Below are 24,680 nucleotides of genomic sequence, written 5' to 3'. Positions count from 1 at the left end.
GTCGGTGCCTGTCGGGCGATCCCCGGATCAAGCGTAGAGGATCCGACTACCATGGGTGACGTGCCGTCACTTGAGGATCGCGATGAACAAGTAGCGCTGCTGTGCGGCCTGTTGCCCCGGCTCCGCCGGATGTACCGGGGCCCGGTCGGGGCGGCGAAGCGGCCGGTGATCGACCGGGCGGTGCGGGCCGCGCGGGCCGGTGAGCCGCTCGAGGAGTACCTGTCCGAGCTGGGCCTGCGGCCACCGCCCCCGCCCTCGGTCCCGACGCCCCAGCCGGCGCGCACGACGACGCTGCCGACGGCGGTCGCCGACGGCGGCCCCCATGCGGTGCCCGGCGCGTATGTCTGCCCGCGCGGGGTCTGCGCCCGGCGGGAGCCGCGGAGGGTGGACGCGGAAGTGCCGGTGTGCGAACTGTTCGACCTGGCCCTGCGTTTCGACGCCGAGAGCTGAGCGGCCCGGCATGCTGACCGGGCTGGTCACCGACGTGGGCCGGAAGCTGGCCGAGCGCTGGGCGACGGCGCTGGTGCTGCCGGGCCTGGTGTTCACCGCGCTGGCGGCCACCGGCCTGACGCTCGGGCAGCGGCACTGGGCGGACGTGGAGCTGCTGCGCCACCGGCTGCGGGCGCTGACCGGCGCGGGGTCCGGCTCGACGCGCACGGCGGTGCTGCTGCTCGGGGTACTGGCCGCGTCCTTCGCCGCCGCGCTGCTGGCCGAGGCGCTGGCCGGCCCGTACGAACGTGCCCTGCAGGGCAGTTGGCCGGGACCGCTCGGCCGCCTGGCGGACCGGCTGACCGGGCGCCGGCAACGCACCTGGGAGGCTCGCGACGCGGCGTGCCGGCAGGTGACCGACCCGGAGGAGCTGGGCCGCCTGGAGGCCGCGCGCAACGCGGTGGCGCTGGTGCGGCCGCGGTGCCCGACCTGGATCGGGGACCGGCTGCGGGCGCCCGCGGTGCGGATCCGGTTGCAGTACCGGGTGGAACTCGCCGACGCCTGGCCCCGGTTGTGGCTGCTGCTGCCGGACACCACGCGCGGTCCGCTCACCGAGTCCCGGCAGCGGCTGGACGAGGCGATGCGGCTGGGCGGCTGGGCGGTGCTGTATCTGCTGCTGGGCACGGTGTGGTGGCCGGCCGCCGTGGCGGGGGCGGGGGCCGGCCTGGTGGCCTGGCGGCGCGGACGGGAACGCGCCGAGGAATACGCCGAGTTGGTGGAGTCCGCCGTGGACGTCCATCTGCCAGAGCTGTTCGAGCGGTTCGACCCGGAGACCCGCCCCGTCCGGATGAGCACCGGCCCCGCGGTCACCGAACTGTTCCGCAAGGGGGCGGGCCCCCGCCGCAGGTGACCGGCGCGTCTCACCACCCGAACCGATCGTCCCAACGAGCCCAGGAGGTCCGGCACATGGCGACGGACACGGCGCCGCGGCAGGAGGCCGCCGGCGAGCGGGAGCGACTGCTGACGGCGGTCCGTGCGCGGCTGGAGGACATCGGCGGCCCGGAGGGCACCGCCGCGCTGCACACGCAGGCCGCCCGCGCCGAGACCGACGCGCTGCTGCGGCACCTGGTGGGGGTCCGCCCCGACGGCACCCACGGCATCGACGAGGAGGTGGCGTACACGCTCGGCGTGGCGCTGCTGGTCCGCGCCGACGACCGGCGCGGGGAGCCGGTCTCCGCCGAGGACGCCCGCACCGGGGTGCTGCTGCTCGCCCCGTTCCACTTCCATCTTCCCGGTGCCACGGACGTTCTGCCGCCGCCCCTGCGGGCCGCGCTGGACGAGCTGCTGGGCGCCGAGGGGCGGCGGCCCGAGGAGCCGGGGGCGATGGTCCACCGGCATGTCACGGCCGTCGCCGACGTGGCGGCGCTGCTGCTGGAGCTGGGCAACGCCCTGGACTGGTCGCAGGCCGTGCGGGCGGCCGCCGATGTGACCCGGGAGGTGATGCAGCACCTGGCGCCGGGCAGCACCGAGCGGGCACTGGCCGGCTGCAACCTCGGCTACGCCCTGCTGCTCGCCTGCATCCGGGGCGACATCGGTCCCGAGCGGCTCCCCGAGGCCGTGGACGTCCTGCGCACGGCGCTCGCCGGCACTCCCCCGGACGACCCCCACCACGCCCGCTGCGCGGGCGGTCTGGGCCTGGCGCTGCTGGCCCTGGCGGGCGCGCGGGAGGACCGCACCCTGCTGCCGGAGGCGATCGAGCTGCTGCGCCGGGCCATCCACAGCGCCGGTCCGGCCGCCGACAACCTCGCGCAGATGTACTCCGACCTCGGGCACGCCCTCACCCTGTACGCCGTCACCGCCGGCGAGGGCGAGGAGGTCGACCCCGCCGTGCCGGAGGAGGCCGTCGGCGCGCTCCGGCAGTCCCTCGCGCTCACCCCGGACGGCGAGAGCGAGGCGCTGCGGGACCGGCTCGACCGGCTGGCGGCCGCCCTCATGGCGTCCGCACCCGGCACCGACCGGGCCCGGACCGCCGTGCAGGCCGCGGAGGCCGTCGAGGCGCTGCGCCGGCTGCTGGACCTGACCCCGGTGGGTCACCCCGACCATGCGGACGTGCTGCTGCGGCTGGCCGCGGGCCTGATCGCAGCGCAGCGGCCGCAGGAGGCGATCGACCTGCTCGCCGGGGCCGATCCGGTGTTCGCCGGGGACGCCGGGCGGACCGCGCAGGCCGAGGGGCTGCTGTTCCAGGCGGCCGTGCTCAAGGGCGAGTTGGCCTCCCGCTCGGATCTCACCCCCGGCCAGCAGGACGACTGGGACGCCATCGACGACATCCTGCGGCCGGTGCTCGCCGGCGAGGGCGGGGACCATCCCATCGCCGCCGTGATGGGTCTGCTGGGCATGGGCCCGCAGGGTGGCACCAGCCGCAGCCAGGAGTTGATGGACTTCGGCAACCTGGTCCTCGGCTACCCCCAGCAGACCTCCCTGGGTGACGTCTTCGCCAAGGCCCTGGAGATGCAGGCCCGGCGCATCTCCCGGCTGCCCGCGGAGGAACGCGCCCAGGCTCTCACCGAGTTCCTCCAGGGCGGCGGCGAGGACCCGCAGCCCGTGGCGCACGCCCCGGTCGACCTCAGCGGCCTCGACGAGCTCATCGAGGTGCACGAACGCGTGCTGTCCCGGATGCCGGAGGACTTGCCCGAGTACCGCTTCCTGAAGAGCAACCGGTCCACGCTCACCCTGACGAAGGTCATGCACGCGTCCCTGGACGAGACGGGGGACCAGGCGACCCGCCTCGCCAGGATGCGCGAGGCGCTGCCGCTGCTGCGGGAGCTGTACGAGGAACTCCCGCAGCAGCTGCGGGACATGGGCATCGACCCCGAGCTGTTCGCCGGGCACACGGCGCTGGCGTTCGCGTACGAGTCGCCGTTCGAGCATGTGCAGGCCCTGGAGGAGGGCGTCCGGGGCGCCCGCCGCCGGCTGGCCGAACAGGAGCCGGGCAGCAGGGAGTACGACGACACGCGCGCGATCCTCGCCATGATGCTGTTCATCCGGCACGGGCTGTGGGCGGAGGAGGCGGACTTCACCGAGGCGGAGGGCGTCGCCCGCGAGCTGACCGCCGTACCCGAGCCGGACGGGCTGACGGCGCGGCTGCTGGCCCAGTGGACCTCGGCCGTCCAGTCCCGCGTCCAGCGCGGCCGGCTGCTCGGCGGCGACCCGCCCCCTGCCGGCCCGTCGCCGAGCCTGGTCACCCGGCTGGCCTCCGACGGCGCGGCCCGGGCGCTGGACTCCCGTGACCCGGTGGAGGCGCTGGAGACCCTGGAGGACGGCCGTGCCCATCTGCTGTCCACGGCGCTGAACGCCCGCCGGGAACTCGCAGTGCTGCACGGCGCAGACGCCGCGCTGCACGCCCGGCTGCGCGACACCCTGGGCCGGCTGCGGGCGCTGCGCCGGAGCGTGGAACCCGGCCGGCGGCCGGCCGAGGAGGAGATGGCGGCACAGCGGGCGGTGTCCGAGGAAGCGGCCCGGCTGATCACCGAGTTGCAGCAGCGCCCGGGCTTCCAGCGGTTCCTCACCCCGCTGCCGCTCGGCCTGGACGACCTGCGGCCTGCCGCCGAGCAGGGCCCTGTGGTCAGCATCAACGTGCATCCGCGCCGCTGCGACGCCCTCGCGCTGTGCTCCGACGGGCTGCGCACGGTGCCGCTGCCCCGGCTGTACGCCTCCGACCTGGTGGCGCAGGCCGAGGCGTTCCGGCTGGCCGTTCAGACGCTGACGGCGGGGCCGTACGATCCGCTGTTCGAGGAGGCGCGGGAGATCTTCACCGGGACCCTGGCCTGGCTGTGGGACGTCCTGGCCGAGCCGGTGCTGGAGGCCCTGGGCCACACGCGTCCACCGGAGCCGGGGGCGCCCTGGCCGCGGGTGTGGTGGTCGCCGTCGGGTGTGCTCAACTCCTTCCCCCTGCACGCCGCCGGGCACCACGGGCCGAATGCGCCGGCGGGCGCGACGGTGCTCGACCGGGTGGCCTCCTCGTACACACCGACGCTGCGTGCCCTGCTGTTCGCCCGGGCGCGCCGGCGCGCGGCCCCCGGCCGGCGCGCTGTGGTGGCCGTGGCGATGCCGGAGACGGCCGGGCAGGCGCCGCTGGCCCGGACGGTGGCCGAGGCCACGGCCGCGGTCGCTGCGGGCGGCGGTACCCCGCTGATCGGGCCGGCCGCCACCCGGGAGGCGGTGCGCACGGCGCTGCTCGACGCGGCGGTGGTGCACTTCGCCTGTCACGCCGACAGCGACCCGGAGGACGCGGCCGCCGGCCGGCTGCTGCTCGCCGACGGCGACCTGCTCATCGGCGACATCGCCGAACTGCACCTGGAATCGGCGGAGTTGGCCTATCTCTCGGCCTGCGGCACGGCCCGGGCCGGCTCGACACCCGCCCTGGTCGACGAGGTGATCCACCTCGCCTCCGTCTTCCAGCTGGCCGGCTACACCCAGTCGGTGGCCACACTCTGGGAGGTCGGGGACGCGTTCGCGGCGGACGCGGCCGCCGCCTTCCACCGCACCCTGGCCCCCGCCCTGCCGGAGCCGGGCCCGCTGCCCGCCGCCCTCGCCCTGCACGAGACGGTCCGGGCCCTGCGGGCGGCCGACCCGGACCGGCCCTGGACCTGGGCGGCCCTGGTCCACGCCGGCGCCTGACCGGCGCCGGCCCCGCTCAGTCCTCGGCCGGCGCCAGCCGCAGCGAAATGCTGTTGATGCAGTACCGCTGGTCGGTCGGGGTCGGATACCCCTCCCCCTCGAACACGTGCCCGAGGTGGGAGCCGCAGCGGGCGCAGCGGACCTCGGTGCGGACCATGCCGTGGGACCGGTCCTCGATCAGCTCGACCGCGTCGGTGTCCTTCGGGTCGTAGAAGGAGGGCCAGCCGCAGTGGGAGGCGAACTTGGTCTCCGAGGTGAACAGCTCGGCACCGCAGGCGCGGCAGGAGTAGACACCCTTCGTCCTGGTGTCGGTGTACTCACCGGTGAAGGCCGGCTCGGTGCCGGCCTGGCGCAGCACGGCGTACTCCGCCGGGGTCAGCTCCGCGCGCCACTGCTCGTCCGGCTTCTCGACGTCGTACGACATGAGGTTCAGCCCCTTCACTGGTGCGACAGGCGGTCCAGGATCAGCGGGCCCAGGTCGGTCACGTCGCCCGCGCCCATGGTGAGAACGAGATCACCGGGCTTGGCCATTCCCGCGATCACCTCGGGGATCTCCGCCTTGTCGTGCACGGCGGCGACGTCGGCACCCGCCGCGCGCGCGGCCTCGATGATCAGCTCGCTGGTGACGCCGGGGATCGGGTCCTCGCGGGCCGGGTAGATGTCGAGCACCACCGAGGCGTCGGCGAGCGCCAGCGACCGACCCATTTCCTTGCCCAGCTCCTGGGTGCGGGAGAACAGGTGCGGCTGGAAGACGACCAGGATCCGCGCGTCCCCGGCGGCGGCGCGCATGGCCTCCAGGTCGGCGGTCATCTCGGTGGGGTGGTGGGCGTAGGAGTCGATGACCTGCACCCCGGCGGCCTCGCCCTTGAGCTGCAGGCGCCGCTTGACCCCGGTGTAGGCGGCGAGCGCGGACGCCAGCTCCGCGGCCGGGACACCGAGGGCGGCGCCGGCGGCGAGCGCGGCGACGGCGTTGTGGGCGTAGTGCCGCCCGGGCACGGAGACCGTGAAGATCAGCTCCTGCCCGTCCAGCAGCACGGTCACCCGGCTCGTCAGCCCCTGCGGGACGACGGCGAGCACCCGCACATCGGCGTCCTCCGCCTCGCCGTAGGTCACGGTCCGCACGGACCCCGCGAGGCGTCGGGTCAGCTCGCGCGCTCCCTCGTGGTCGGCGGAGATCACCAGCGTGCCGCCGGGCACGATCCTGCCGGCGAAGGTCTCGAAGGACTCGTAGATCTCGTCCATCGAGGCGTAGTTGGCGTGGTGGTCCAGCTCGACGTTCAGGACGATGGCGACCTCGGGCGCGTACTTGTGGAAGCTGCGGTCCGATTCGTCCGCCTCGGCGACGAAGATGTCGCCCTCGCCGTGCAGCGCGTTGGAGCCGGGCGCGTCCAGGTCGCCGCCGATGGCGTACGACGGCCTCCGGCCCAGCTCGGTGAGGGAGACGGCGAGCATCGACGTGGTCGTGGTCTTGCCGTGCGTCCCCGCCACGGCGATCGGCCGCAGCCCGTCCATGAGCGCGGCCAGCGCGTCGGAGCGGTGCACGACGGGGATGCCCAGCTCGGCGGCGCGGGCCAGTTCCGGGTTGTCCTCGCGGATCGCCGACGACACGACGACACAGCTCGCGTCGTCGGCGAGGTGCCCGGCGGCGTGCCCGATGTGCACCGTCACGCCCAGCGCGCGCAGTGCCTCGGCGGTCGCCGACTCCTTGGCGTCACTCCCGGCCACCCGGGCCCCGCGCTGGGCCAGGATCTTCGCGATGCCCGACATCCCGGCGCCGCCGATGCCGATGAAGTGCGGACGGACCATGGCGGCAGGAAGCCCGGGTGCCATGCGTTTCTCCCCAGAGACGGTACGTACGAAATCAGCCCCAGCCTATGCCGTGAATCAAGGCCAGGGTGTCTAGGCCTTGCTGTGCGAGAACAGCTTCAGCACCGGCACGCCCACCTTGTGCCGGGCCCGGGAGGCCCAGTCGCGGTGGAAGAACTCCTCCACATAGTGGGGATCGGTGAGCACGATCACCTCGTCCGCGTCCACCTCGGCCACCAGCGTCTTCAGCGCGTCCAGCGGGTGGTCCTCCACCAGCCGCCCCTCGGCCAGGCTGCCCGCGGAGCGCAGCGCCTGCACGGACACGTCCAGCGCCCGCTGCCCGACGCTCTTGGCCTCCTCGCCCTCGGGCGTCTCGCCTTCGCGCACCGCCTCGTCGAGTTCGCCGAGCGCGATGTCGTCGATGGCCCGCAGCAGGCGGTCCGCCTGGTCGCCGCGCGGCTGGATCAGCACGTGGAAGAAGACGGGCTCGTCCCCGTGCAGGGTGGTGACGAACTCCACGTCGGCGGACGTCAAAGCCTTCTCGATCATCAGAACGCTCGTGAACACCAGGCGCCTCTTCTCCTTCGAGGGCCGGTGGGCCCCTCTGTCCTGCGTCGGGCCCGGCAAGGCCCTGCGGAAACCATCCTGCCCCGTGATCGCAGGAGTAGTGCCGGACCCAGTGTGCCCGCGAAAAGCCAACCGGAACGGCATATTCCGCCCATGTCAGGACCGACGGTAGCGACTGAACAGAAAACCCTCCTCCTCAAGGAGGGACACGAGCTCGAAGCGGCGCGGTACGGCGACCGGGGGACCCCCGGCGATGCGCTGCGCGTCCCCGGCGGTGAGCATCGGCGCGACGGTCAGACACAGCTCGTCCAGCACCTCGGCGGCGATCAGCTGGCCGAGCAGCCGGGGGCCGCCCTCGGTGAGCAGCCGGGTGTGACCGAGGTCCGCGAGGGCGCGCACGGCGCGGGCCGGGTCGACGCCCATGCCCTCGCCGGCGACGACCACCCGGGCGCCGGCCCGCTCGGCGGCGGCGACGCGGTCGGGGTCCGCGGCGGCGCCGGTGAGGATGAGGGTGGGCACCTGGGGCGAGGTGAACAGCGGCAGGGAGAAGTCCAGCTCGAGCCCGGCGGTGACCACGGCGATCGCCGGGGCCGGGCCCTGACCCGCGGCCTGTCGGGCCCCGGTGAACTCCGCACGCGCGCGTGCCGGGCGGTACCCCTCCTGGCGTACCGTCTCCGCGCCGACCACGATCACGTCCGCGAGCGCCCGCAGCGTGCCGAAGATCCGCATGTCGGCCGCGCTGGAGATGGGCTGCGAGTGCCCCTCGTGCTGGGCGGCCCCGTCGAGGGTGGACACCATGTTGGCCCGCAGCCACGGCCGCCGCGCACCGCCACCGGCATCCGCCTCGGGATAGGCGTAGGCGGCGGCCAACTCGGCGAGACTCCACTCGCGGTCCGCGAACGGGTCACGGGCGCCCACGCCGGCCGCCGCGGCGCCGGCGGCGCCGACCCGCTCGGTCCCACCTGGCCCGCCCACCTCAGGGGCCTCGTCGGCCTCCTTGCTCCCGGTGGGGGTCTGGGCTGCTGTTTCGTAGGTCACAGGGAACAGGCGTCGCATGTCGTGCAGTGTGACACGGCGCTTAGCATGGGTAACCGTGTCCTCCTCCACCGCCGCCCCCGGTTCCGGCCCGCTGACCGAAGCGGGCCCGCTGTCCCTGTGCGCTCGCGAGCCGCGCGTCCCCGCGGACCGGCTGGTCGCCGAGATGGTGCCGCCGCCACGCTTCGACGCGGTGCGCTTCGCCACGTACCTCCCGGACCCGAACCAGCCCAGCCAGACCGAGGCCGTCCAGGTACTGGAGGGCTTCGCGGCCGGGCTCGGCGGGGCGCACGCCTCCGGCGCCGGCCGGCGCGGCTTCCTCGGCTTCGGCCGGGCGAAGGCGCCCAAGACCCCGGCGGGACCGCGCGGTGTCTACCTCGACGGCGGCTACGGCGTCGGCAAGACCCATCTGCTCGCCTCCCTCTGGCACGCCACCCCGGCCGAGCCCGCGCTCAAGGCGTTCGGCACGTTCGTGGAGCTGACCAACCTGGTCGGCGCCCTCGGCTTCCAGCAGACCGTGCAGACGCTGAGCGGCCACCGACTGCTGTGCATCGACGAGTTCGAGCTGGACGACCCTGGCGACACCGTCCTCGTCTCCACGCTGCTCGGCAAGCTGGTGGAGGCGGGCGTGGCGCTGGCCGCCACCTCCAACACACTGCCGGGCAAGCTCGGCGAGGGCCGGTTCGCGGCCGCCGACTTCCTGCGCGAGATCCAGGGCCTGTCGGCCCACTTCCGCACCCTGCGCATCGACGGCGAGGACTACCGCCACCGCGGTCTGCCCGAGGCCCCGGCGCCGTTCACCGACGAAGAGGTGACGAAGGCGGCGTACGCCACCCCGGGCGCGTCGCTGGACGACTTCCCGCACCTGCTGGAGCACCTGGCGAAGGTCCACCCGAGCCGGTACGGCGCGCTGACCGACGGGCTGGCGGCCGTGTGCCTCACCGACGTGCGGCCGGTGCCGGACCAGTCGACGGCCCTGCGGCTGGTGGTGCTGGCGGACCGGCTGTACGACCGTGAGGTGCCGGTGCTGGCCTCGGGGTTGCCGTTCGACCGGCTCTTCAGCGAGGAGATGCTGAACGGCGGCTACCGCAAGAAGTACTTCCGCGCGATATCCCGGCTCACCGCGCTGGCCCGTGACGCCAAGGGACTCGTCACCGCGTAACGGCGGCTCGCCGCCTCGTCACCCACGGCCCGCCACGGCCCGCCACGGCCCGCCACGGCCGTCCAATAGTCGATCATGCTCCTGCGGGTCAAGAGCCGGTTCCGGCCATCCGACCCGCAATTTTCACGCTCTCTTGTGCTCGTAACGCCGAGTTAACCCTGCAAAGGGTCACGAGGCGTTACCGTGCTTCTTGACCATTCATTGACCAATGCTTGGTGCGCACAAGAGGCGCGAACATCCGGAAGGAGGGCGCATGTTCCGAGGTACGGCACCCCGGACCCGGCTCTCCCTCCTTGCCGTGGCCCTGCTCGTCCTGCAGATCTTCGCACTGTCGGGAACCTTCGCAACCGCGCACACGCTCGGTGAGGTAAAGGCCAAGGCCCGGCCCGGAATCACGTCCTCCACCAAGCCGCTCGGCACCGGCGCGGCCACGCTCCGCGAGCCCTGCCGTTCCCACGAGCCCGTGGGCACCCCGCAGACCCGCGACCGGCAGCGCGGCAGCGCCTCCGGGTGGGCGCCCGAGCGCCCGCCCATATCCCGTCGGGCCGCCGACCCGCAGGCACCGGCCGCACCCGGCGCCTCGCACCAACGTGCCAGTAGATCCTCCAGGGCCCACCTCCCCGCAGTCCTTCAGGTCTTCCGCTGCTGAGGGCGGGCTCCGTTCTCCCCCCACATCCACCGCGCAAGCCCGACGCGCCGTCCGGCGCGCCAGGAGGAGTCCACACGCATGCAGCCCCTCATCGACAACGCCCGTACCTTCGGACAGCGCCCTGAGGAGTTCGCCAAGCTCGCCGAAGGCCAGTCCCCGCAGGTCCTGTTCATCACCTGCTCCGATTCCCGGGTCGTCCCCGCCCTGATCACCGGCGCCCGCCCCGGTGAGCTCTTCGAGCTGCGCACCGCGGGCAACATCGTTCCGCCCTACGCCTCGGTCCACCCCACCAGCGAGGCCGCCACCATCGAGTACGCCGTGGAGGTGCTCGGCGTCCGCGACATCGTCGTCTGCGGCCACTCGCACTGCGGCGCCGTCGGCGCGCTGGTGCGCGGCGACGACCTGGACGCCGTACCCGCCGTGCGCGACTGGCTGGCGCACGCCACCCCGCGCCCGGCCGGCGCGGCCGAGGACCCCGAGGTCGCCGAGGGCGTGCAGAGCCACGTCCTGACCCAGCTCCTGCGGCTGCGCTCGTACCCGTGCATCGAACGGAAGCTGGCCCGGGGCGAACTGGGCCTGCACGCCTGGTACTACGAGGTGCACACCGGCACCGTACGCACGCACCGACCGCAGACCGACACCTTCGAGTCCCTGTGAGCGCGCCGATGACCAGCAACGACACCCGCATATCCCGCTTCCCGCACCTGCGGGAGGACTTCACCGCCTCCCTCGTCGTCTTCCTGGTCGCGCTCCCGCTGTGCGTGGGCGTGGCCGTCGCCTCCGGGGTGCCGGCCGAACTCGGCCTCGTCACCGGCATCGTGGGCGGACTGGTCACCGGGCTGATGCGCGGCAGCAGCCTCCAGGTGTCCGGGCCGGCCGCCGGACTCACCGTGCTCGTGTTCGAGGCGGTGAAGGAGTTCGGCCTGCCGATGCTCGGCGCGCTGGTGCTCGCCGCCGGTCTGCTGCAGATCCTCATGGGCGCGCTGCGGCTCGGCCGCTACTTCCGGGCCATCTCGGTCTCGGTGGTCGAGGGCATGCTGGCCGGAATCGGTCTGGTACTGATCGCCGGCCAGCTGTACCCGGCCCTGGCGGCCAAGGCGCCCGACTCGGGCCTGGGCAAGATGGCCGGGCTGCCGGGGGCGTTCCTCGACGCCCTCGGCGACGGCGGGGCCCTCGCCTCCCTCGCCCTGTGCGCCGGCACCGTCGCCGTCCTGGTGCTGTGGAAGCACGCCCCCGCCAAGCTGCGCGCGGTGCCCGGCCCGCTCGCCGCGGTGGGCCTGGCCACGCTGGTCACGCTGGGCCTGAGCATGCCGGTGGCGACCGTCGAGGTGAAGGGGCTGCTGGGATCGATCCAGCCGCCGCCGCTCAGCTCGGTCACCGAACTGGCGTCGCCCGGGGTGCTCGGCACGATCGCCGCGTTCACGCTGATCGCGTCCGCCGAGTCGCTGTTCAGCGCGGCGGCCGTGGACCGGCTGCACGACGGTCCGCGCACCCGGTACGACAAGGAGCTGATGGCGCAGGGCGCGGGCAACACGGTCTGCGGGCTGCTCGGCGCGCTGCCGATGACCGCGGTGATCGTGCGCAGCGCGGCCAACGTCCAGGCCGGCGCCCGGACGAAGGCCTCCCGGGTGCTGCACGGCGTGTGGCTGCTGCTGTTCGCGGCGCTGCTGCCGGGCGTGCTCGCCTACATCCCGATCCCGGCCCTGGCCGGTGTCCTGATCTACTCCGGCGCGAAGCTGGTGCCGGTCCGGGCGCTGGCCGCGCTGTGGCGCGAGCACCGGGGCGAGGCGCTGATCCTGAGCGTGACCGCCGTGTCGATCGTGGCGGTCAGCATGTTCGAGGGCGTGCTGATCGGTCTGGCGCTGGCGGTCGTGAAGACGGCCTGGGAGGCCTCGCACCTGAAGCTGGAGGTCGTCGACAAGGGCGCGGGCCCGGTGGAGGCGCACCTGTCGGGCAACGCGACCTTCCTCAAGCTGCCGAAGATCCTCGACCGCCTGGAGTCCCTGCCCCAGGACCGCCCGGTCCGCCTGGACCTGTCCGGCCTGCACCACCTGGACCACGCCTGCCGCACCGCCCTGGAGAACTGGGCCGCGCGGCACAGCGCGACGGGCACGGAGCCGGTCCGGATGACCACGGGCCCGGAGCAGGTGCGGGCCACGGCCGCGTGACACCCGCCTCCCGGCCCGCCGCCCCTCGGGTTGCGGGCCGGGAGGTCCCCGGGCCCCTGGCCCATGGCTTCCGCCCTCCCCCAGGCATATCGTTGCAGCAGCGGACAGAACGGACCTCTGGGTGAGGAGGTCATCATGCTCCAGGATCTGCTGGGTGCCCTCGCCGCGGTGGGCTCCGTGGGCGTCGTGTACGCCGCGATGGCCGCACGGGTGGTCAAGCAGTACGAACGCGGTGTGCTGTTCCGGCTCGGCAGGCTCGCGGGTGACGTGCGCGAACCGGGCCTGACGATGGTGATCCCGTTCGTGGACCGGCTGCACAAGGTCAACATGCAGATCGTGACGCTGCCGATCCCCGCCCAGGAGGGCATCACCCGCGACAACGTCACCGTCCGTGTGGACGCGGTCGTCTACTTCCGGGTCGTCGACCCGGCGAACGCCCTGGTGCGGGTCGAGGACTACAAGTTCGCGGTCTCCCAGATGGCCCAGACCTCGCTCCGGTCGATCATCGGCAAGAGCGACCTGGACGACCTGCTCTCCAACCGGGAGAAGCTCAACCAGGGCCTGGAGCTGATGATCGACAGCCCGGCCGTCGGCTGGGGCATCCAGGTCGACCGGGTCGAGATCAAGGACGTGTCCCTGCCGGACACGATGAAGCGGTCCATGGCCCGCCAGGCCGAGGCCGACCGTGAGCGCCGGGCCCGGATCATCAACGCCGACGCCGAGCTGCAGGCCTCCCGGAAGCTCGCCGAGGCCGCGCAGCAGATGTCCGACCAGCCGGCCGCGCTCCAGCTCCGGCTGCTGCAGACGGTGATGGCGGTGTCGGCCGAGAAGAACTCCACGCTGGTCCTGCCCATCCCGGTGGAGCTGCTGCACTTCCTGGAACGGGGCGCCCAGCAGCCCGCGCCGGACGGCGAGGGAGCCCGCCGAGAAGCCATCACGGAGAATCCGGCGCCGAACGGTGAGACGCAGCGGCCGGAACCGGCTGAGGCGGAAACGGGCGTGACGGGACAGCCGGACGCGGCTGACGCGGCGGAACCGGGGCCAGGCGTGGGCGTCGCGGTCGCCGACACCCCCGTGCCGAACGCCGACGGCGGGCCGCTCACGGGCTGACGTGCCCGCATGCGCAAGGGTTGCAGGAGCTGGGTGCCGGCCGTGGCCGCGACGGCCCTCGTGGCGGGCTGCGGAGCCCATGGCGGCGGCTCGCCGCCCTCCCCCGCCGCCACGGCCACCGCGCACCTCACGGTGTCGAGCCCGGCGTATCAGCAGGGCGGCACGATCCCGCGCCGGTACACCTGCGACGGCGAGAACGTCTCCCCGCCGCTCGCGTTCGGCGGCGTACCCGCGCACACCGCCACCCTGGCCCTCACCCTCCAGGACCCCGACGCACCGCACGGCACCTTCACGCACTGGCTGGTGTGGAACATCCGACCGGACACCACCCGCCTGACCGCCGGGGAGCACCCGCGGGGTGCGACCGAGGGCCGCAACGGCTCCGGCGGAACCGGCTACGGCGGCCCCTGCCCGCCCCACGGCGACGAGCCGCACCACTACGTCCTCACGGTCTTCGCCACCGACCGCCGCCTGCACCTGACCCCCGAGTCGACCGCCGACGACCTGCTGCACACCCTGGCCGGCCACATCCTCGCCACCGGCTCCCTGACCGGACGCCACGGCCGGTAGCTGGCGCACCCCGTCCGGGCGGCGCACCATCGAGGGATCCGTACGGAAGGGGTGCCCCGATGAACCTCCGGCAGCGGCTGCGCCTCCCGCCCGGCGAGGCCGTGGACCTGTCCGCGTACGACGCCCGGGCCACGCCCGGCGCCCCCGGCGGCAAGGACGCGGCACTCGCGGACCTGGCGCGCATGAGCAGGCGCCTGGCCAAGCTGCAGGAACGGCTGTGGGCGGCGGGCACGGCGGGCGACCGGCGCCGGGTGCTGCTGGTGCTGCAGGGCATGGACACCAGCGGCAAGGGCGGCACCGTCAAGCACGTCATCGGCCAGTTCAACCCGTCCGGCTGCCGCATCAAGGCCTTCAAGGCGCCCACCGAGGAGGAGCGGGAGCACGACTTCCTGTGGCGGGTGCGGCGCGCGCTGCCCGAGCCCGGCGAGATCGGCATCTTCGACCGCTCCCACTACGAGGACGTGCTGATCGCCCGCGTCCGGCACCTGGCGGTGCCCGCCGAGATCGGCAGCCGCTACGGCCGTATCAACGACTTCGAGCGGACCCTCGCGGAGGACGGCGTGACCCTCGTCAAGTGCTTCCTGCACCTGTCCTACGAGGAGCAGCGGCGCCGTCTGCTGCGCCGGCTGGACCGGCCCGACAAGCACTGGAAGTTCGCCCCGGGCGACATCGAGGAGCGCGCCCTGTGGCCCGCGTACCAGGAGGCGTACCAGCAGGCCATGGAGCACTGCTCGGCCCCGTACGCGCCCTGGTACCTGGTCCCGGCGGACCGCAAGTGGTACCGCAACTGGGCGGTCAGCCGCCTGCTGCTGGAGCATCTGAAGGCCCTGGACCCGCGGTATCCGAAGGCGGACTTCGACGTGGCCGAGTGCCGGGAGCGGCTGCTGACGCAGACGTGAGGCGGGGCCGGCGGGGTACCCGGCGGCCATGCGCGAGCACCGACAGGTCACCGATTCGTACTGGCTGCGGACCGCCCCGGGCCCCGAGCATCCCGCCCTGAGCGGGGACACCGAGGCCGACGTGGCGGTCGTCGGCGCGGGCATGGCCGGGCTGAGCACCGCCCACGCGCTGGCCCGGGCCGGGCAGCGGGTGGTGGTGCTGGAGGCCGGGCGGGCGGCGGCCGGGGTCACCGGCTACACCACCGCCAAGCTGACCGCCCAGCACACCCTCGTCTACGACCGGCTCCGGCGCACCCGCGGCCCCGAGGGCGCGCGACTGTACGCGCGCTCGCAGTCGGAGGCGATCGAGTACGCGGCCGGGCTGGTGGCCGAGCTGGGCATCGCCTGCGAGTGGGAGACCCGGGACGCCTACACCTACGTACGGGACCCGGAGCGGGTGGACGAGGTGCGTGCCGAGGCGGACGCGGCGCGGGAGGCGGGGCTGCCGGCCTCCTTCACCACCGACACGGGGCTGCCGTTCCCGGTGGCGGGGGCGGTGCGGGTGACCGGGCAGGCGCAGTTCCATCCGCTGAAGTACCTGCGGGCGCTCACCGACGACCTGCTCGCGCGCGGCGGCCAGGTGTACGAGCAGACGCGCGTCGTCGGCCTGACGGAGGGCGAGCCGTGCCGGCTGAGCACCGAGGCGGGCCACACCGTGACCGCGCGGGACGTCGTGGTCGCCACCCACTATCCGATCTTCGACCGGGCGCTGCTCTTCTCCCGTCTCTCCCCGCGCCGGGAACTGGTCGTCGCCGGCCCGCTCGGCACGGGAGCGGACCCGGAGGGCATGTACATCACGCCCGAGGAGAACACCCGCTCGGTGCGCACCGCGCCGTACGGCGAGGACGGGCAGCGGCTGCTCGTCGTCACCGGCGAGCACTTCACCCCGGGCACCGGCGATCCGGGCGCGGGCTTCGACGGGCTCGCCGGCTGGGTCGAGCGGCACTTCCCCGGGGTGGCGCTGGAGTACGCGTGGGCCACGCAGGACAACGACTCCACCGACACCGTGCCGCTGGTCGGCCCGCTGCACCCGGGCGCCCGGCACACCTACGTCGCGACCGGGTTCGGCGGCTGGGGCCTGAGCGGCGGCATCATGGCCGGTCTGCTGCTGACCGCCCTGATCACCGGGGAGCAGAGCCCCTGGCAGGAGCTGTACGACCCGCGCCGGCTGAAGTCGGTGCTGCGCGAGGCGCCCTCGCTGCTGAAGACCCAGGCGGAGGTGGCCCGGCACTTCGTCGGCGACCGGCTGCGGGCGCCCGGCTCCGTGGACGACCTGGCCCCCGGCGAGGGCGCGGTGGTCCGCGTCGGCCACGAGCGCCTCGCCGTCCACCGCGACGAGCAGGGGGACCTGCACGCCCTCTCCGCCCGCTGCACCCACCTCGGCTGCCTGGTCGCCTTCAACCAGGCCGAGCGCGCCTGGGAGTGCCCCTGCCACGGCTCCCGCTTCGCCGTCGACGGCACGGTCATCCAGGGTCCGGCGGTACGGCCGCTGGAGCAGCGGGACGTGTGACCGCCGAGGGCCGGCCGCCGCCGCGCGGGTGACCGCACCCGCGCGACACGGGTCATACGGACATACAACCGGACATCTGGTCCTACGTTCGTACGGTGATCCCACCAGTACGCCGTATCGCCGCCGTCTGCGCCCTGGCCGCGGCTCTCACCGCCTGCGGTACCTCGGGCCCGGGCGCGGTGCGCCCCGCCCCCACCAAGCCCACCGCTTCCCCGTCCCCCACGCGTCCGCCCGTACTCGCCCCCGGCCCGGGCGGCCTGACCCCGGTCTTCGCGCACGGCCCGCGCACCCTCGGCAAGACCGTCGCCCTCACCTTCGACGCCGACATGACCGCCGACCAGGGGCCCCGCGCCGCCGCCGGGGAGCACTTCGACAACCCCGACCTCATCGGCGCCCTGCGCACGCTGAAAATCCCGGCCACCATCTTCATGACCGGCCGCTGGGCCGAGCAGTACCCCGCCCAGGCCCGCTCCCTCGGCCACGACCCGCAGTTCGAGGTCGCCAACCACTCCTACAGTCACTACGCGTTCACCGCGGACTGCTACGGCCTGCCGACCGTCGGCGCCGACCGGATGAGCCAGGACGTCGAGCGGGCCTACGCGGCCCTGCGGAAGGCGGGCGTGCCCCGGCCGCTGCCGTACTTCCGCTTCCCGGGCGGTTGTTACGACCAGCAGGCGCTGCGCGCGCTCCACAGGGTCGGGGTCACCGCCGTCCAGTGGGACGTGGTCAGCGGGGACGCCTTCGCCACGGACGCCGACGCGGTCGTCAAGCAGGTGCTGGACGGGGTGAAACCGGGGTCGGTGGTCGTCATGCACTGCACCCGCAGCGCCGCCCCGACGACGGAACAGGTCGTGCGCACGGTCGTACCGGAACTGCGCAAGCGGGGCTACCGCTTCGTGAAGGTCTCCGAGCTGATCGGCGAGACGAGCGGCCACCGGTGAGCGTCCTACGCTGAAGGTATGAGCGAGAAGGACGACGAGACCTACTGCATGATCGTCGACACCGCCCGGCCCCCGAAGGCCGACGGTCCGCCGTACGCCGAGTGCGTGCTGTGCCGGGAGCCGACGGAGTACCCGGAGTCGTACAAGGGCATCACCCTCTGCCCGCCCTGCGAGTGGCAGGAGGCCCAGCGGACGGCCTGCTCGGGCTGAACGGTGCCCGGCCGCGGGGACTGAAGCCGCCCCGGAGCACGCACCGGCATCACGATCCTGTCGCAGGGGGTCGGAGCACTGGCTCACCCCCGACCCTCCCGTCGATCGCGACGGACCACCGCGTCCGGCAACGGAGCCCGGCTCGTAGGGTTGGTCTCCGTGACCCAGGTTCCCGCCACCCCCGCCGACAGCCCGTTCCGGTCCGAGCGCACCCCGCGCGACGTGGCACCGCAGTTCGTGCTGCCCCTCGTCGTACGGATCGAGCGGAGCGCGCCGCCCGCCCGCACCGACGCGCTGGAGACCGCCGCCCGCGCCGTACTGCTCCTGCTCAGCGACGAGCGGGCGCTCGGTGACGGGGAGTGGGCGCAGGCGGTGCGCGACTGGGAGGACGCCCGGATCCGCAAGGTGGTCCGGCGGGCCCGGGGCGCCGAGTGGCGCCGGGCCGAGGCGCTGCCCGGCATCACGGTCACGGGCAGGTCCGCAGAGGTACGCATCTTCCCGCCGGTCCCGCTGGACGGCTGGCCGAAGGACCTGGCCAAGCTGCAGGTGTCCGGCACGGAACTGGACGACCCGGAGCCGCCCGCCGCCCCCGACCGCTCCGCGCCCGTGCTCTGGCTGAACCCGGACCTGGCGATGTCGGCCGGCAAGACGATGGCCCAGGCGGGCCACGCCGCCCAACTGGCCTGGTGGGCCCTGCCCGACGAGGCCCGCACCGCCTGGCGCGAGGCAGGCTTCCCCCTGACGGTACGCACCGCCACCCCCACCGACTGGCCCCGCCTGACGCACAGCGGCCTGCCGCTGGTCAGGGACGCGGGATTCACGGAGATCGCCCCGGGTTCCTGCACGGTGGCCGCCGACCACCCTGCACTGCGGTAGGCGGTCCGGGACCGCCCCGCGGGCGCCGTCAGGCGGTCGCGTGCTGCGGGTCGGGGCGGGTGGGTGGGATGGAGCGGTGGGCCTCGTCCTGGAGGAGGAGGGACAGGAGGGACGCCACCGTGAGACCCAGGCCCGCTTCGGCGGGATGGCGCAGGATCCTGCTCGGGTCGATCCGGTAGGTGTTGCCGCGCCCCTCCCGGGTGTGGGAGAGGTAACCGTCCTGTTCCAGGTCCGCGATGATCTTCTGCACAGCACGCTCGGTCAGCCGGCAGTGAGCGGCGATGTCGCGGATGCGGGCGTTCTGATTGTCCGCGATGGCTGCGAGTACGCGGGCGTGGTTCGTGAGGAACGTCCATCCGCTGTGTGGCTCGGGCACTCCATCCATGCTCCGAGTTTAGCGACCCCGTGTTCACGCACTCAAAAACACGTACTACATTTCGTGTATCAGTTGACGTACTTCAAAGCCCTCGGGGAACGTGGGAGCACACACCGCCGAGCCGATGAGGGAGCGAGTCATGCCTGACCATGCCCATCCGGTCCCGTCCCTCATGACGCCCGGCCACCCGGCGAGCCGCGGCGGCGTCCGGAGGCTGCTGCCGCCCGGCCTCGCGACCGCGTCGTACGCGTCGGCCGGAAGCCGGATCCGGGTGACGGTCCGGGGTGAACTCGACCTCGATTCCGGCACACAGCTGCGCAACGATCTGCTGGAAGCGCTCGCCAGGTCGGTCGACGGCCTCGAGCTGGACCTGAGCAGGCTCGACTTCTGCGACTGCGCCGGCCTGAGCGTCCTGCTGGACGTCCGGCAAAGCGCGCTGCACCAGGGCAAGACCGTTGTCGTCCGGGCCGGCAGCCCGGCGGTCGACCGGTTGCTCGACCTGATCGGCGCCCGAGCGCTGTTCGCACCGCCGGGTCCGCCAGAGGGCGAACGGCACCATGCCATGGCCCGGCCCAGCCGGTCGGCCTGACCGCCTAACCTCAAATGTTGCTCTGAAGGCGAGGCGCCGGGGATTCACGGCCCGGCGCCGGGGCCATACCCCCGACATTCGACCGAGGGGGTGGAGCCATGCGGCGACTGGGGACGGGGATCGGCTGGCGGCCGGAGATCGCGGACGCGGTCGAGCACCTGCCGGGCATCGACTGGGTGGAGGTCGTCGCGGAGAACATCTGCCCCGGCCACCTGCCCGAGTCGCTGCTGCGGCTGCTGGACAGGGGCGTGACCGTGATCCCGCACGGCGTCTCCCTCGGCCTCGGCGGCGCGGACCGGCCCGACGAGGACCGGCTCGCCGCGCTCGCCGAGCGGGCGGAGGCGCTGGGCGCCCCGCTGGTCACCGAGCACATCGCGTTCGTCCGGGCGGGCGGCGCCCTCACCGCCTCCCCGCGCCTGGAGGCCGGTCATCTGCTGCCGGTACCCCGCACCCGGGACGCGCTCGACGTGCTCTGCGAGAACGTGCGGGCCGCCCAGCGGGCGCTGCCGGTGCCGCTGGCCCTGGAGAACATCGCCGCGCTGTTCTCCTGTCCGGGCGAGGAGCTGACCGAGGCACAGTTCCTGTCCGAGCTGGTCGAGCGGACGGGGGTACGGCTGCTCATCGACGTGGCCAACCTGCACACCAACCACGTCAACCGGGGCGAGGACCCGGCCGAGGCCCTGGCCGGGCTGCCCCTGGAGGCGCTCGCCTACGTCCATGTCGCCGGCGGCTTCGAGCGGGACGGCGTCTGGCACGACAGCCACGCCCACCCCGTCCCGCGCCCGGTCCTGGACATCCTGACCGACCTCGCGTCCCGGGTTGCGCCGCCCGGCGTCCTGCTGGAACGGGACGAGAACTTCCCCGAGCCCGGGGAACTGGAGCGGGAGCTGGACGCCATCCGGGCGGCGGCCGGGGCTTCCGGGCGGCCCGCCGGGACACGTCGTACGGCTACCAGTCCTACGGCTACCGGTCCTACGGCTGCACGCGGTACGGCCACGGCCGCCTCCGCCGGGCCCGTCCCGGACGAGGTCCGGCAGCGCGTCGCGGTCGCCCAGGCCGCCGTGCTGTCGTCCCTGGTGGCCGGGACGCCGGTGCCGGAGGGCTTCGACCGGGTCCGGATGGGGGTGCAGGCCCGGGCCCTCGCCGCCAAGCGCGCGAGCGTGGTGGCCAAGGTGGCGCCCGAGCTGCCGGTGATCCTCGGTGAGGGCTACCGGGAGGCCTTTCTGGCGTACGCGCGCACCCGCCCGATGACCGGCGGACACCGGCGGGACGCCCTGGACTTCGCCGGTCATCTGCTGAAGCTCGGCCGGCCGGCCGACCCCCGCGCCCGCCGGCAGCTGCGCACCTGGTGGCTCGACCGGTCGGGGCCGGCTCCCCGCTCCCCGGGACTCACCGCCCGCGCCAAGGTCCTGCTGCGCAGAGCCTGACCGCAACGTCGGCGGGGGCGGCGCGCATCACCACCCCGCCCCGGCCGGGCCCGCGGCCGCGCGCCGGAGTCGCTCACGACTCCCCAGTAATATGCCAAGCCCGCACGTGTACCCCCCGCGTGCGTGCAGGAGGCACCATGCGACCGCGACCCCCCATCGAGGGCCGAGGCATATTCAGCGGCACCGGACTGATCATCGCGGGCCTGGCGGCGACCGCCGCGGCGCTGCTGTTCCCGATCCTGTCGTACACCGACCGGTCGGCCGACGCGAGCAGCGCGAGCGTGCTCAGCGCCCAGACCGTGACGACGCCGTACGGCCCGCTCTCCGCGCAGGACCGGGACTTCGTCACCAAGGTCCGCCTGGCCGGTCTCTGGGAGCTGCCCGCCGGGGAACTGGCGGAGAAGAAGGGCACCACCCAGGCCGTACGGGACGCCGGCCGCCATCTCGTCGACGGGCACACCTCGCTCGACGCCCACGACCGCACCGTCGCCACCCAGCTCGGTCTGCCCCTGCCCAACGAGCCCAACGCCCAGCAGCGGCAGTGGCTGGCCACCCTGGAGTCGGCACACGGCCAGGAGTTCGACCGCCAGTTCGCGGGCATCCTGCGGCTCGCCCACGGCCGGGTGTTCTCCCTGGTCGCCCAGGTCCGCGCCGGCACCCAGAACTCGCTGGTCCGGGATCTGGCCGACGATGCCAACACCACCGTGCTGGACCACATCAAGGTGCTGGAGGCGACGGGATACGTCGACTTCTCCGCTCTGAGCCGGGACCTGGCCGCCTCTCCGTCCGCCGTACCGACACCGCCCGCGGTCGACCCGGCCTCCGCGGTCCCGGTCGAGCCCTCGCCGTAGGCGACGTACGCGCTGCCGGCCGCCGAGTCCAGCCCGCCCCCGTCCGGCACCCGCTGACCTGCGGGAAAAACGGAACGTCACAGACCGCCAACGGTCGGTCCGGATCACGGACAGGGCATGGCGTTTCCCTCGCCACTGGCATAGAAACACGTCATGTTCTGGGTCCTTCTGCTGCTCCTGGCCTGGGCGTTCGCCGGCACCGCGTGCACTCGGCTGTGCCTGGCCGCCGTACGCGCCGCGGCCGCCGACACCGACGGCGCCGCCCCGGACCGGGAGCACGATCTGACGCTGTACGAGGCGGCGTTCCTGTCCGGCGGTCCCCGGCGGGTCGCCGATGTGACGATGATCTCCATGGCCCGGCAGCGGCGGCTGCTGCTCGCGCACACCGGGTGGGCCACGGTGGTGGATCCGCGTGGCCGGGACGAGATGGAGCAGTCGGTCATAGGGGCCATAGGTCCGCAGGGGCAGTCCCGGATCGCCCCGGTGCGGGCCGCGGCGGCCGGCACGGAGCCGGTACGGCGGCTCGCGGACGGGCTGGTGCGCGCGGGGCTCGCGGTACCCGACGGGGCGCGGACGACGGTGGCGGACGGGGTCCGCCAGGTGCGGGCGGCCGCGGCGGCCGTGGGCGTGCTGGGCCTGACCGCGCTGCTGCTGCCGGCCCCGACCGGGATGCCGCGCCTGCTGGTCGCCCTGTGGTTCGCGCTGCCGCTCACCCTCAGCCTGAGCTGCCTGGTCATCGCCCGGGCCGAGGTGCACCCGTACTCGCGCTGGGCGTCCCCGGCCGGGCAGCGGCTGCTGGGGGCGCTGCACCGGAGGCGGACCGGCGAGGGCGACGAGCGGTCCTTCCTCACCTCCGTCGCCGTCCGGGGCATCCGGGCGATCGGCGAGCCGGAGCTGCGCGCGGCCTTCACGCACCGCGACCAGCCCTGGCAGGAGTGAGGCCGCACCGGGGGGCGCATTGGGGGCATTGACGGCGACACCGCCGGGCGGTGCTTGCCTTCCTCCCGGGGCGTACGAAACATCCCTTCTGTGATCGCCGGGCGTGGCAGCCGTGCCAGCGCCGCCGCGCACGAAGGGATACGCGATGAGAGCTGCCGCCCTGTACTCGGCCGTCGGGTCCTTGCTCCTGACCGCCCTGGCCGCGGCCCCGGCGGGCGGCGCCCCCGGCGGTCCGGCGGCATCGGCCGCCCCGGGCGCGGCGGAGCTGCGCGGTACGGCGGTGGCGGCCGCACGGGCCCGGGCGGCCGGCATCGGCTTCGGGGCGTGCACGGCGATCCGGGACGCGCCGGCCGGCATGCGGTGCGGCACGGTGAAGGTCCCGCTGGACTACGCGCATCCCTACGGCACGCAGATCGAACTGACCGTCAGCCGGGTGCGGGCCACCCAGAAGGACCCGCACAACAGCAAGCGCAAGGTGCCCCGGCAGGGCGCCCTCGTGTACAACCCCGGCGGCCCCGGGGGCTCCGGGATGCGCTTCCCGCTCGTCGCCGAGCAACCCGCGTGGAAGCGCATCGCCGCCGCCTACGACCTGGTCGGCTACGCCCCGCGCGGAGTGGGCCGTTCGGCGCCGCTGTCGTGCATGGACCCCGAGCGGTTCGTCCAGGCGCCCACCGAGTCGCCGACGCACCCCTCCGAGGAGTACAAGCGCGAGCGCATCGCCGAGGCGAAGACGTACGCGCGCGGCTGTGCGGAACGGTCGGGCAGCAGGCTGAGGTTCTTCACCTCGCTCAACAACGCCCGGGACCTGGACGTGCTGCGGGCGGCGCTGGGCGAGAACCGGCTGACGTTCATGGGGGCGTCGTACGGCACCTACTTCGGCGCGGTGTACGCGACGCTGTTCCCCGCGCATCTGCGGCGGATGGTGCTGGACTCGGCGGTCGACCCGGACCCGCAGAAGATCTGGTACGGCAACAACCTGGAGCAGTCGGCGGCGTTCGAGGACCGCTGGGCGGACTTCCGCGACTGGATCGCCCGGCACGACGACGTGTACCGCCTCGGCCGCACCCCGGGGCAGGTGCAGCGCAGCTACGACACGGCGCGCGGCCGGCTGGCCGCGAAGGCGGCGGGCGGCACGGTGGGCCCGGGGCAGCTGCAGTCGGCGTTCCTCACCGCCGGGTACGACGACGACTTCTGGCCGAGCCGGGCCGCCGCGCTCTCGGCGTATCTGCGGGGCGACGCCAAGCCGCTGGTGCGGCTGGCCGCACCGAGCGCGGAGACGGCCGTCCAGGCGGAGAACGGCAACGCGGTGTACACGGCCGTCGAGTGCAACGACGCGCCCTGGCCGACGGACTGGAAGGTGTGGGACCGGGACAACACCCGGCTCGCGCGGGTGGCGCCGTTCGAGACGTGGGACAACGCGTGGATGAACCTGCCGTGCGCCTACTGGCCGGCGCCCCGGCAGCAGCCGCTGGACGTGCGGACCGGTCCCGGTGAGCTGCCGCCGGTGCTGATCCTGGCGGCCGAGCGGGACGCGGCCACGCCGTACGCGGGGGCGCTGGAGATGAACCGGCGGCTGTCCGGCTCGGTGCTGGTGACCGAGCGGGACGCGGGCACGCACGGCATCGGGGGCGGCCCCAACCCGTGCATCAACGCCCACCTGGACGCCTATCTGCTGGAGGGCCGCCTTCCGGAGCGGCACGCGGCCTGCGCACCGCACCCGGAACCCCAGCCGGACGCCCCGGCCGCCGGCCCGGCGGACCGGGAGGCCCTGCGCGACGCCCTCAAGGGCAAGGCCGCCTAGCGGACGTGTCCGGCGCAGACATGCCGGCGTTGCTCGAAGCCGGCCCGAT

At 74.0% G+C, this 24,680-nt stretch carries 24 protein-coding genes; 19 read left to right on the top strand and 5 right to left on the bottom strand.

The features are described from left to right. Positions 1–60: 60 nt before the first annotated feature. The 3 genes from ACZ404_RS12085 to ACZ404_RS12075 are packed head-to-tail and all read left to right on the top strand — an operon-like array spanning position 61 to position 5,106. Positions 61–450, top strand: a complete 390-nt coding sequence (locus ACZ404_RS12085; protein ID WP_468438671.1) for a hypothetical protein — start codon at positions 61–63, stop codon at positions 448–450. A gap of 10 nt (positions 451–460) precedes the next feature. Then, entirely contained in the window at positions 461–1,339 is an 879-nt protein-coding gene (locus ACZ404_RS12080; protein ID WP_468438669.1) for a hypothetical protein, read from the top strand. A gap of 56 nt (positions 1,340–1,395) precedes the next feature. Continuing rightward, entirely contained in the window at positions 1,396–5,106 is a 3,711-nt protein-coding gene (locus ACZ404_RS12075) for a CHAT domain-containing protein (RefSeq protein WP_468438667.1), read from the top strand. 16 nt (positions 5,107–5,122) lie between these two features. On the opposite strand, the gene msrB is transcribed toward ACZ404_RS12075, so the two are convergent. The 4 genes from msrB to ACZ404_RS12055 form a co-directional block, all read right to left on the bottom strand. Beyond that, positions 5,123–5,530, bottom strand: coding sequence for a peptide-methionine (R)-S-oxide reductase MsrB (msrB, locus tag ACZ404_RS12070; protein ID WP_468438665.1), 408 nt, complete (start codon positions 5,528–5,530; stop codon positions 5,123–5,125). A 14-nt stretch (positions 5,531–5,544) separates the two neighbouring features. Then, on the bottom strand, positions 5,545–6,936 hold the full coding sequence (gene murC / locus ACZ404_RS12065; RefSeq protein ID WP_468438663.1) for a UDP-N-acetylmuramate--L-alanine ligase: 1,392 nt from the start codon (positions 6,934–6,936) through the stop codon (positions 5,545–5,547). 69 nt (positions 6,937–7,005) lie between these two features. Beyond that, positions 7,006–7,479: an indole-3-glycerol phosphate synthase gene (locus tag ACZ404_RS12060; protein ID WP_468438661.1), complete on the bottom strand. Its 474-nt coding sequence runs from the start codon at positions 7,477–7,479 to the stop codon at positions 7,006–7,008. 156 nt (positions 7,480–7,635) lie between these two features. Then, complete coding sequence (locus tag ACZ404_RS12055; RefSeq protein WP_468438659.1) at positions 7,636–8,535, bottom strand: pyrimidine reductase family protein; 900 nt, start codon at positions 8,533–8,535, stop codon at positions 7,636–7,638. 37 nt (positions 8,536–8,572) lie between these two features. Between ACZ404_RS12055 and zapE the strand changes: the two genes are divergently transcribed. The 11 genes from zapE to ACZ404_RS12000 all read left to right on the top strand — a co-directional run bounded on the left by zapE (position 8,573) and on the right by ACZ404_RS12000 (position 18,648). Then, positions 8,573–9,676 (top strand): cell division protein ZapE, encoded by a 1,104-nt coding sequence (zapE, locus tag ACZ404_RS12050; protein ID WP_468438658.1) that lies wholly within the window; start codon positions 8,573–8,575, stop codon positions 9,674–9,676. Between the two features lie 253 nt (positions 9,677–9,929). Beyond that, the gene (locus ACZ404_RS12045; RefSeq protein ID WP_468438656.1) at positions 9,930–10,325 is read left to right on the top strand and encodes a hypothetical protein; all 396 of its coding nucleotides are present in this window, start codon (positions 9,930–9,932) and stop codon (positions 10,323–10,325) included. 78 nt (positions 10,326–10,403) lie between these two features. Then, the gene (locus tag ACZ404_RS12040; protein ID WP_468438654.1) at positions 10,404–10,982 is read left to right on the top strand and encodes a carbonic anhydrase; all 579 of its coding nucleotides are present in this window, start codon (positions 10,404–10,406) and stop codon (positions 10,980–10,982) included. A gap of 8 nt (positions 10,983–10,990) precedes the next feature. Next, complete coding sequence (locus ACZ404_RS12035; RefSeq protein ID WP_468438652.1) at positions 10,991–12,493, top strand: SulP family inorganic anion transporter; 1,503 nt, start codon at positions 10,991–10,993, stop codon at positions 12,491–12,493. A 135-nt stretch (positions 12,494–12,628) separates the two neighbouring features. Then, complete coding sequence (locus ACZ404_RS12030) at positions 12,629–13,603, top strand: slipin family protein (protein WP_468438650.1); 975 nt, start codon at positions 12,629–12,631, stop codon at positions 13,601–13,603. A gap of 42 nt (positions 13,604–13,645) precedes the next feature. Further along, positions 13,646–14,173 (top strand): YbhB/YbcL family Raf kinase inhibitor-like protein, encoded by a 528-nt coding sequence (locus tag ACZ404_RS12025; RefSeq protein WP_468438648.1) that lies wholly within the window; start codon positions 13,646–13,648, stop codon positions 14,171–14,173. Between the two features lie 59 nt (positions 14,174–14,232). Continuing rightward, the gene (locus tag ACZ404_RS12020) at positions 14,233–15,072 is read left to right on the top strand and encodes a PPK2 family polyphosphate kinase (RefSeq protein WP_468438645.1); all 840 of its coding nucleotides are present in this window, start codon (positions 14,233–14,235) and stop codon (positions 15,070–15,072) included. Positions 15,073–15,100: 28 nt separating this feature from the next. Next, a complete protein-coding gene (locus ACZ404_RS12015) occupies positions 15,101–16,621 on the top strand; it encodes an FAD-dependent oxidoreductase (RefSeq protein ID WP_468438643.1) in 1,521 nt (506 codons plus the stop codon). Between the two features lie 95 nt (positions 16,622–16,716). Further along, positions 16,717–17,562: a polysaccharide deacetylase family protein gene (locus ACZ404_RS12010; protein WP_468438642.1), complete on the top strand. Its 846-nt coding sequence runs from the start codon at positions 16,717–16,719 to the stop codon at positions 17,560–17,562. Positions 17,563–17,580: 18 nt separating this feature from the next. Then, positions 17,581–17,772: a hypothetical protein gene (locus tag ACZ404_RS12005; protein ID WP_468438640.1), complete on the top strand. Its 192-nt coding sequence runs from the start codon at positions 17,581–17,583 to the stop codon at positions 17,770–17,772. Positions 17,773–17,931: 159 nt separating this feature from the next. Continuing rightward, positions 17,932–18,648, top strand: coding sequence for a peptidyl-tRNA hydrolase (locus ACZ404_RS12000; protein WP_468438638.1), 717 nt, complete (start codon positions 17,932–17,934; stop codon positions 18,646–18,648). Positions 18,649–18,676: 28 nt separating this feature from the next. Here ACZ404_RS12000 and ACZ404_RS11995 read toward each other — a convergent pair whose 3' ends face one another. Continuing rightward, on the bottom strand, positions 18,677–19,033 hold the full coding sequence (locus ACZ404_RS11995; protein ID WP_468438636.1) for a helix-turn-helix transcriptional regulator: 357 nt from the start codon (positions 19,031–19,033) through the stop codon (positions 18,677–18,679). 130 nt (positions 19,034–19,163) lie between these two features. Between ACZ404_RS11995 and ACZ404_RS11990 the strand changes: the two genes are divergently transcribed. The 5 genes from ACZ404_RS11990 (at position 19,164) to ACZ404_RS11970 (ending at position 24,631) form a co-directional block, all read left to right on the top strand. Continuing rightward, positions 19,164–19,613, top strand: coding sequence for an STAS domain-containing protein (locus ACZ404_RS11990; RefSeq protein WP_468438634.1), 450 nt, complete (start codon positions 19,164–19,166; stop codon positions 19,611–19,613). Between the two features lie 98 nt (positions 19,614–19,711). Beyond that, a complete protein-coding gene (locus tag ACZ404_RS11985; RefSeq protein WP_468438632.1) occupies positions 19,712–21,040 on the top strand; it encodes an MbnB/TglH/ChrH family RiPP precursor modification enzyme in 1,329 nt (442 codons plus the stop codon). A gap of 137 nt (positions 21,041–21,177) precedes the next feature. Beyond that, complete coding sequence (locus tag ACZ404_RS11980) at positions 21,178–21,891, top strand: DUF4142 domain-containing protein (RefSeq protein WP_468438630.1); 714 nt, start codon at positions 21,178–21,180, stop codon at positions 21,889–21,891. A 153-nt stretch (positions 21,892–22,044) separates the two neighbouring features. Continuing rightward, positions 22,045–22,830 (top strand): TIGR04222 domain-containing membrane protein, encoded by a 786-nt coding sequence (locus tag ACZ404_RS11975; RefSeq protein WP_468438628.1) that lies wholly within the window; start codon positions 22,045–22,047, stop codon positions 22,828–22,830. 145 nt (positions 22,831–22,975) lie between these two features. Next, on the top strand, positions 22,976–24,631 hold the full coding sequence (locus ACZ404_RS11970; protein ID WP_468438626.1) for an alpha/beta hydrolase: 1,656 nt from the start codon (positions 22,976–22,978) through the stop codon (positions 24,629–24,631). The last annotated feature ends 49 nt before the right edge of the window (positions 24,632–24,680 follow it).

This window comes from Streptomyces sp. NPDC030798, from assembly GCF_055572275.1.
The sequence above is the reverse complement of the archived record's forward strand: the minus strand, read 5'-3'. Positions and strand labels throughout refer to the sequence as shown.

What these genes read in the sequence shown, in the direction of transcription:
- ACZ404_RS11975 (WP_468438628.1), top strand. Translation starts at nt 22,045, where the DNA reads ATGTTCTGGGTCCTTCTGCTGCTCCTGGCCTGGGCGTTCGCCGGCACC.
- ACZ404_RS12015 (WP_468438643.1), top strand. Translation starts at nt 15,101, where the DNA reads ATGCGCGAGCACCGACAGGTCACCGATTCGTACTGGCTGCGGACCGCC.
- ACZ404_RS11980 (WP_468438630.1), top strand. Translation starts at nt 21,178, where the DNA reads ATGCGACCGCGACCCCCCATCGAGGGCCGAGGCATATTCAGCGGCACC.
- ACZ404_RS11995 (WP_468438636.1), bottom strand. Translation starts at nt 19,033, where the DNA reads ATGGATGGAGTGCCCGAGCCACACAGCGGATGGACGTTCCTCACGAAC.
- ACZ404_RS11985 (WP_468438632.1), top strand. Translation starts at nt 19,712, where the DNA reads ATGCGGCGACTGGGGACGGGGATCGGCTGGCGGCCGGAGATCGCGGAC.
- ACZ404_RS11970 (WP_468438626.1), top strand. Translation starts at nt 22,976, where the DNA reads ATGAGAGCTGCCGCCCTGTACTCGGCCGTCGGGTCCTTGCTCCTGACC.
- ACZ404_RS12040 (WP_468438654.1), top strand. Translation starts at nt 10,404, where the DNA reads ATGCAGCCCCTCATCGACAACGCCCGTACCTTCGGACAGCGCCCTGAG.
- msrB (WP_468438665.1), bottom strand. Translation starts at nt 5,530, where the DNA reads ATGTCGTACGACGTCGAGAAGCCGGACGAGCAGTGGCGCGCGGAGCTG.
- ACZ404_RS12045 (WP_468438656.1), top strand. Translation starts at nt 9,930, where the DNA reads ATGTTCCGAGGTACGGCACCCCGGACCCGGCTCTCCCTCCTTGCCGTG.
- ACZ404_RS12030 (WP_468438650.1), top strand. Translation starts at nt 12,629, where the DNA reads ATGCTCCAGGATCTGCTGGGTGCCCTCGCCGCGGTGGGCTCCGTGGGC.
- ACZ404_RS12080 (WP_468438669.1), top strand. Translation starts at nt 461, where the DNA reads ATGCTGACCGGGCTGGTCACCGACGTGGGCCGGAAGCTGGCCGAGCGC.
- ACZ404_RS12075 (WP_468438667.1), top strand. Translation starts at nt 1,396, where the DNA reads ATGGCGACGGACACGGCGCCGCGGCAGGAGGCCGCCGGCGAGCGGGAG.
- ACZ404_RS12020 (WP_468438645.1), top strand. Translation starts at nt 14,233, where the DNA reads ATGAACCTCCGGCAGCGGCTGCGCCTCCCGCCCGGCGAGGCCGTGGAC.
- ACZ404_RS11990 (WP_468438634.1), top strand. Translation starts at nt 19,164, where the DNA reads ATGCCTGACCATGCCCATCCGGTCCCGTCCCTCATGACGCCCGGCCAC.
- ACZ404_RS12005 (WP_468438640.1), top strand. Translation starts at nt 17,581, where the DNA reads ATGAGCGAGAAGGACGACGAGACCTACTGCATGATCGTCGACACCGCC.
- ACZ404_RS12035 (WP_468438652.1), top strand. Translation starts at nt 10,991, where the DNA reads ATGACCAGCAACGACACCCGCATATCCCGCTTCCCGCACCTGCGGGAG.
- murC (WP_468438663.1), bottom strand. Translation starts at nt 6,936, where the DNA reads ATGGCACCCGGGCTTCCTGCCGCCATGGTCCGTCCGCACTTCATCGGC.
- ACZ404_RS12055 (WP_468438659.1), bottom strand. Translation starts at nt 8,535, where the DNA reads ATGCGACGCCTGTTCCCTGTGACCTACGAAACAGCAGCCCAGACCCCC.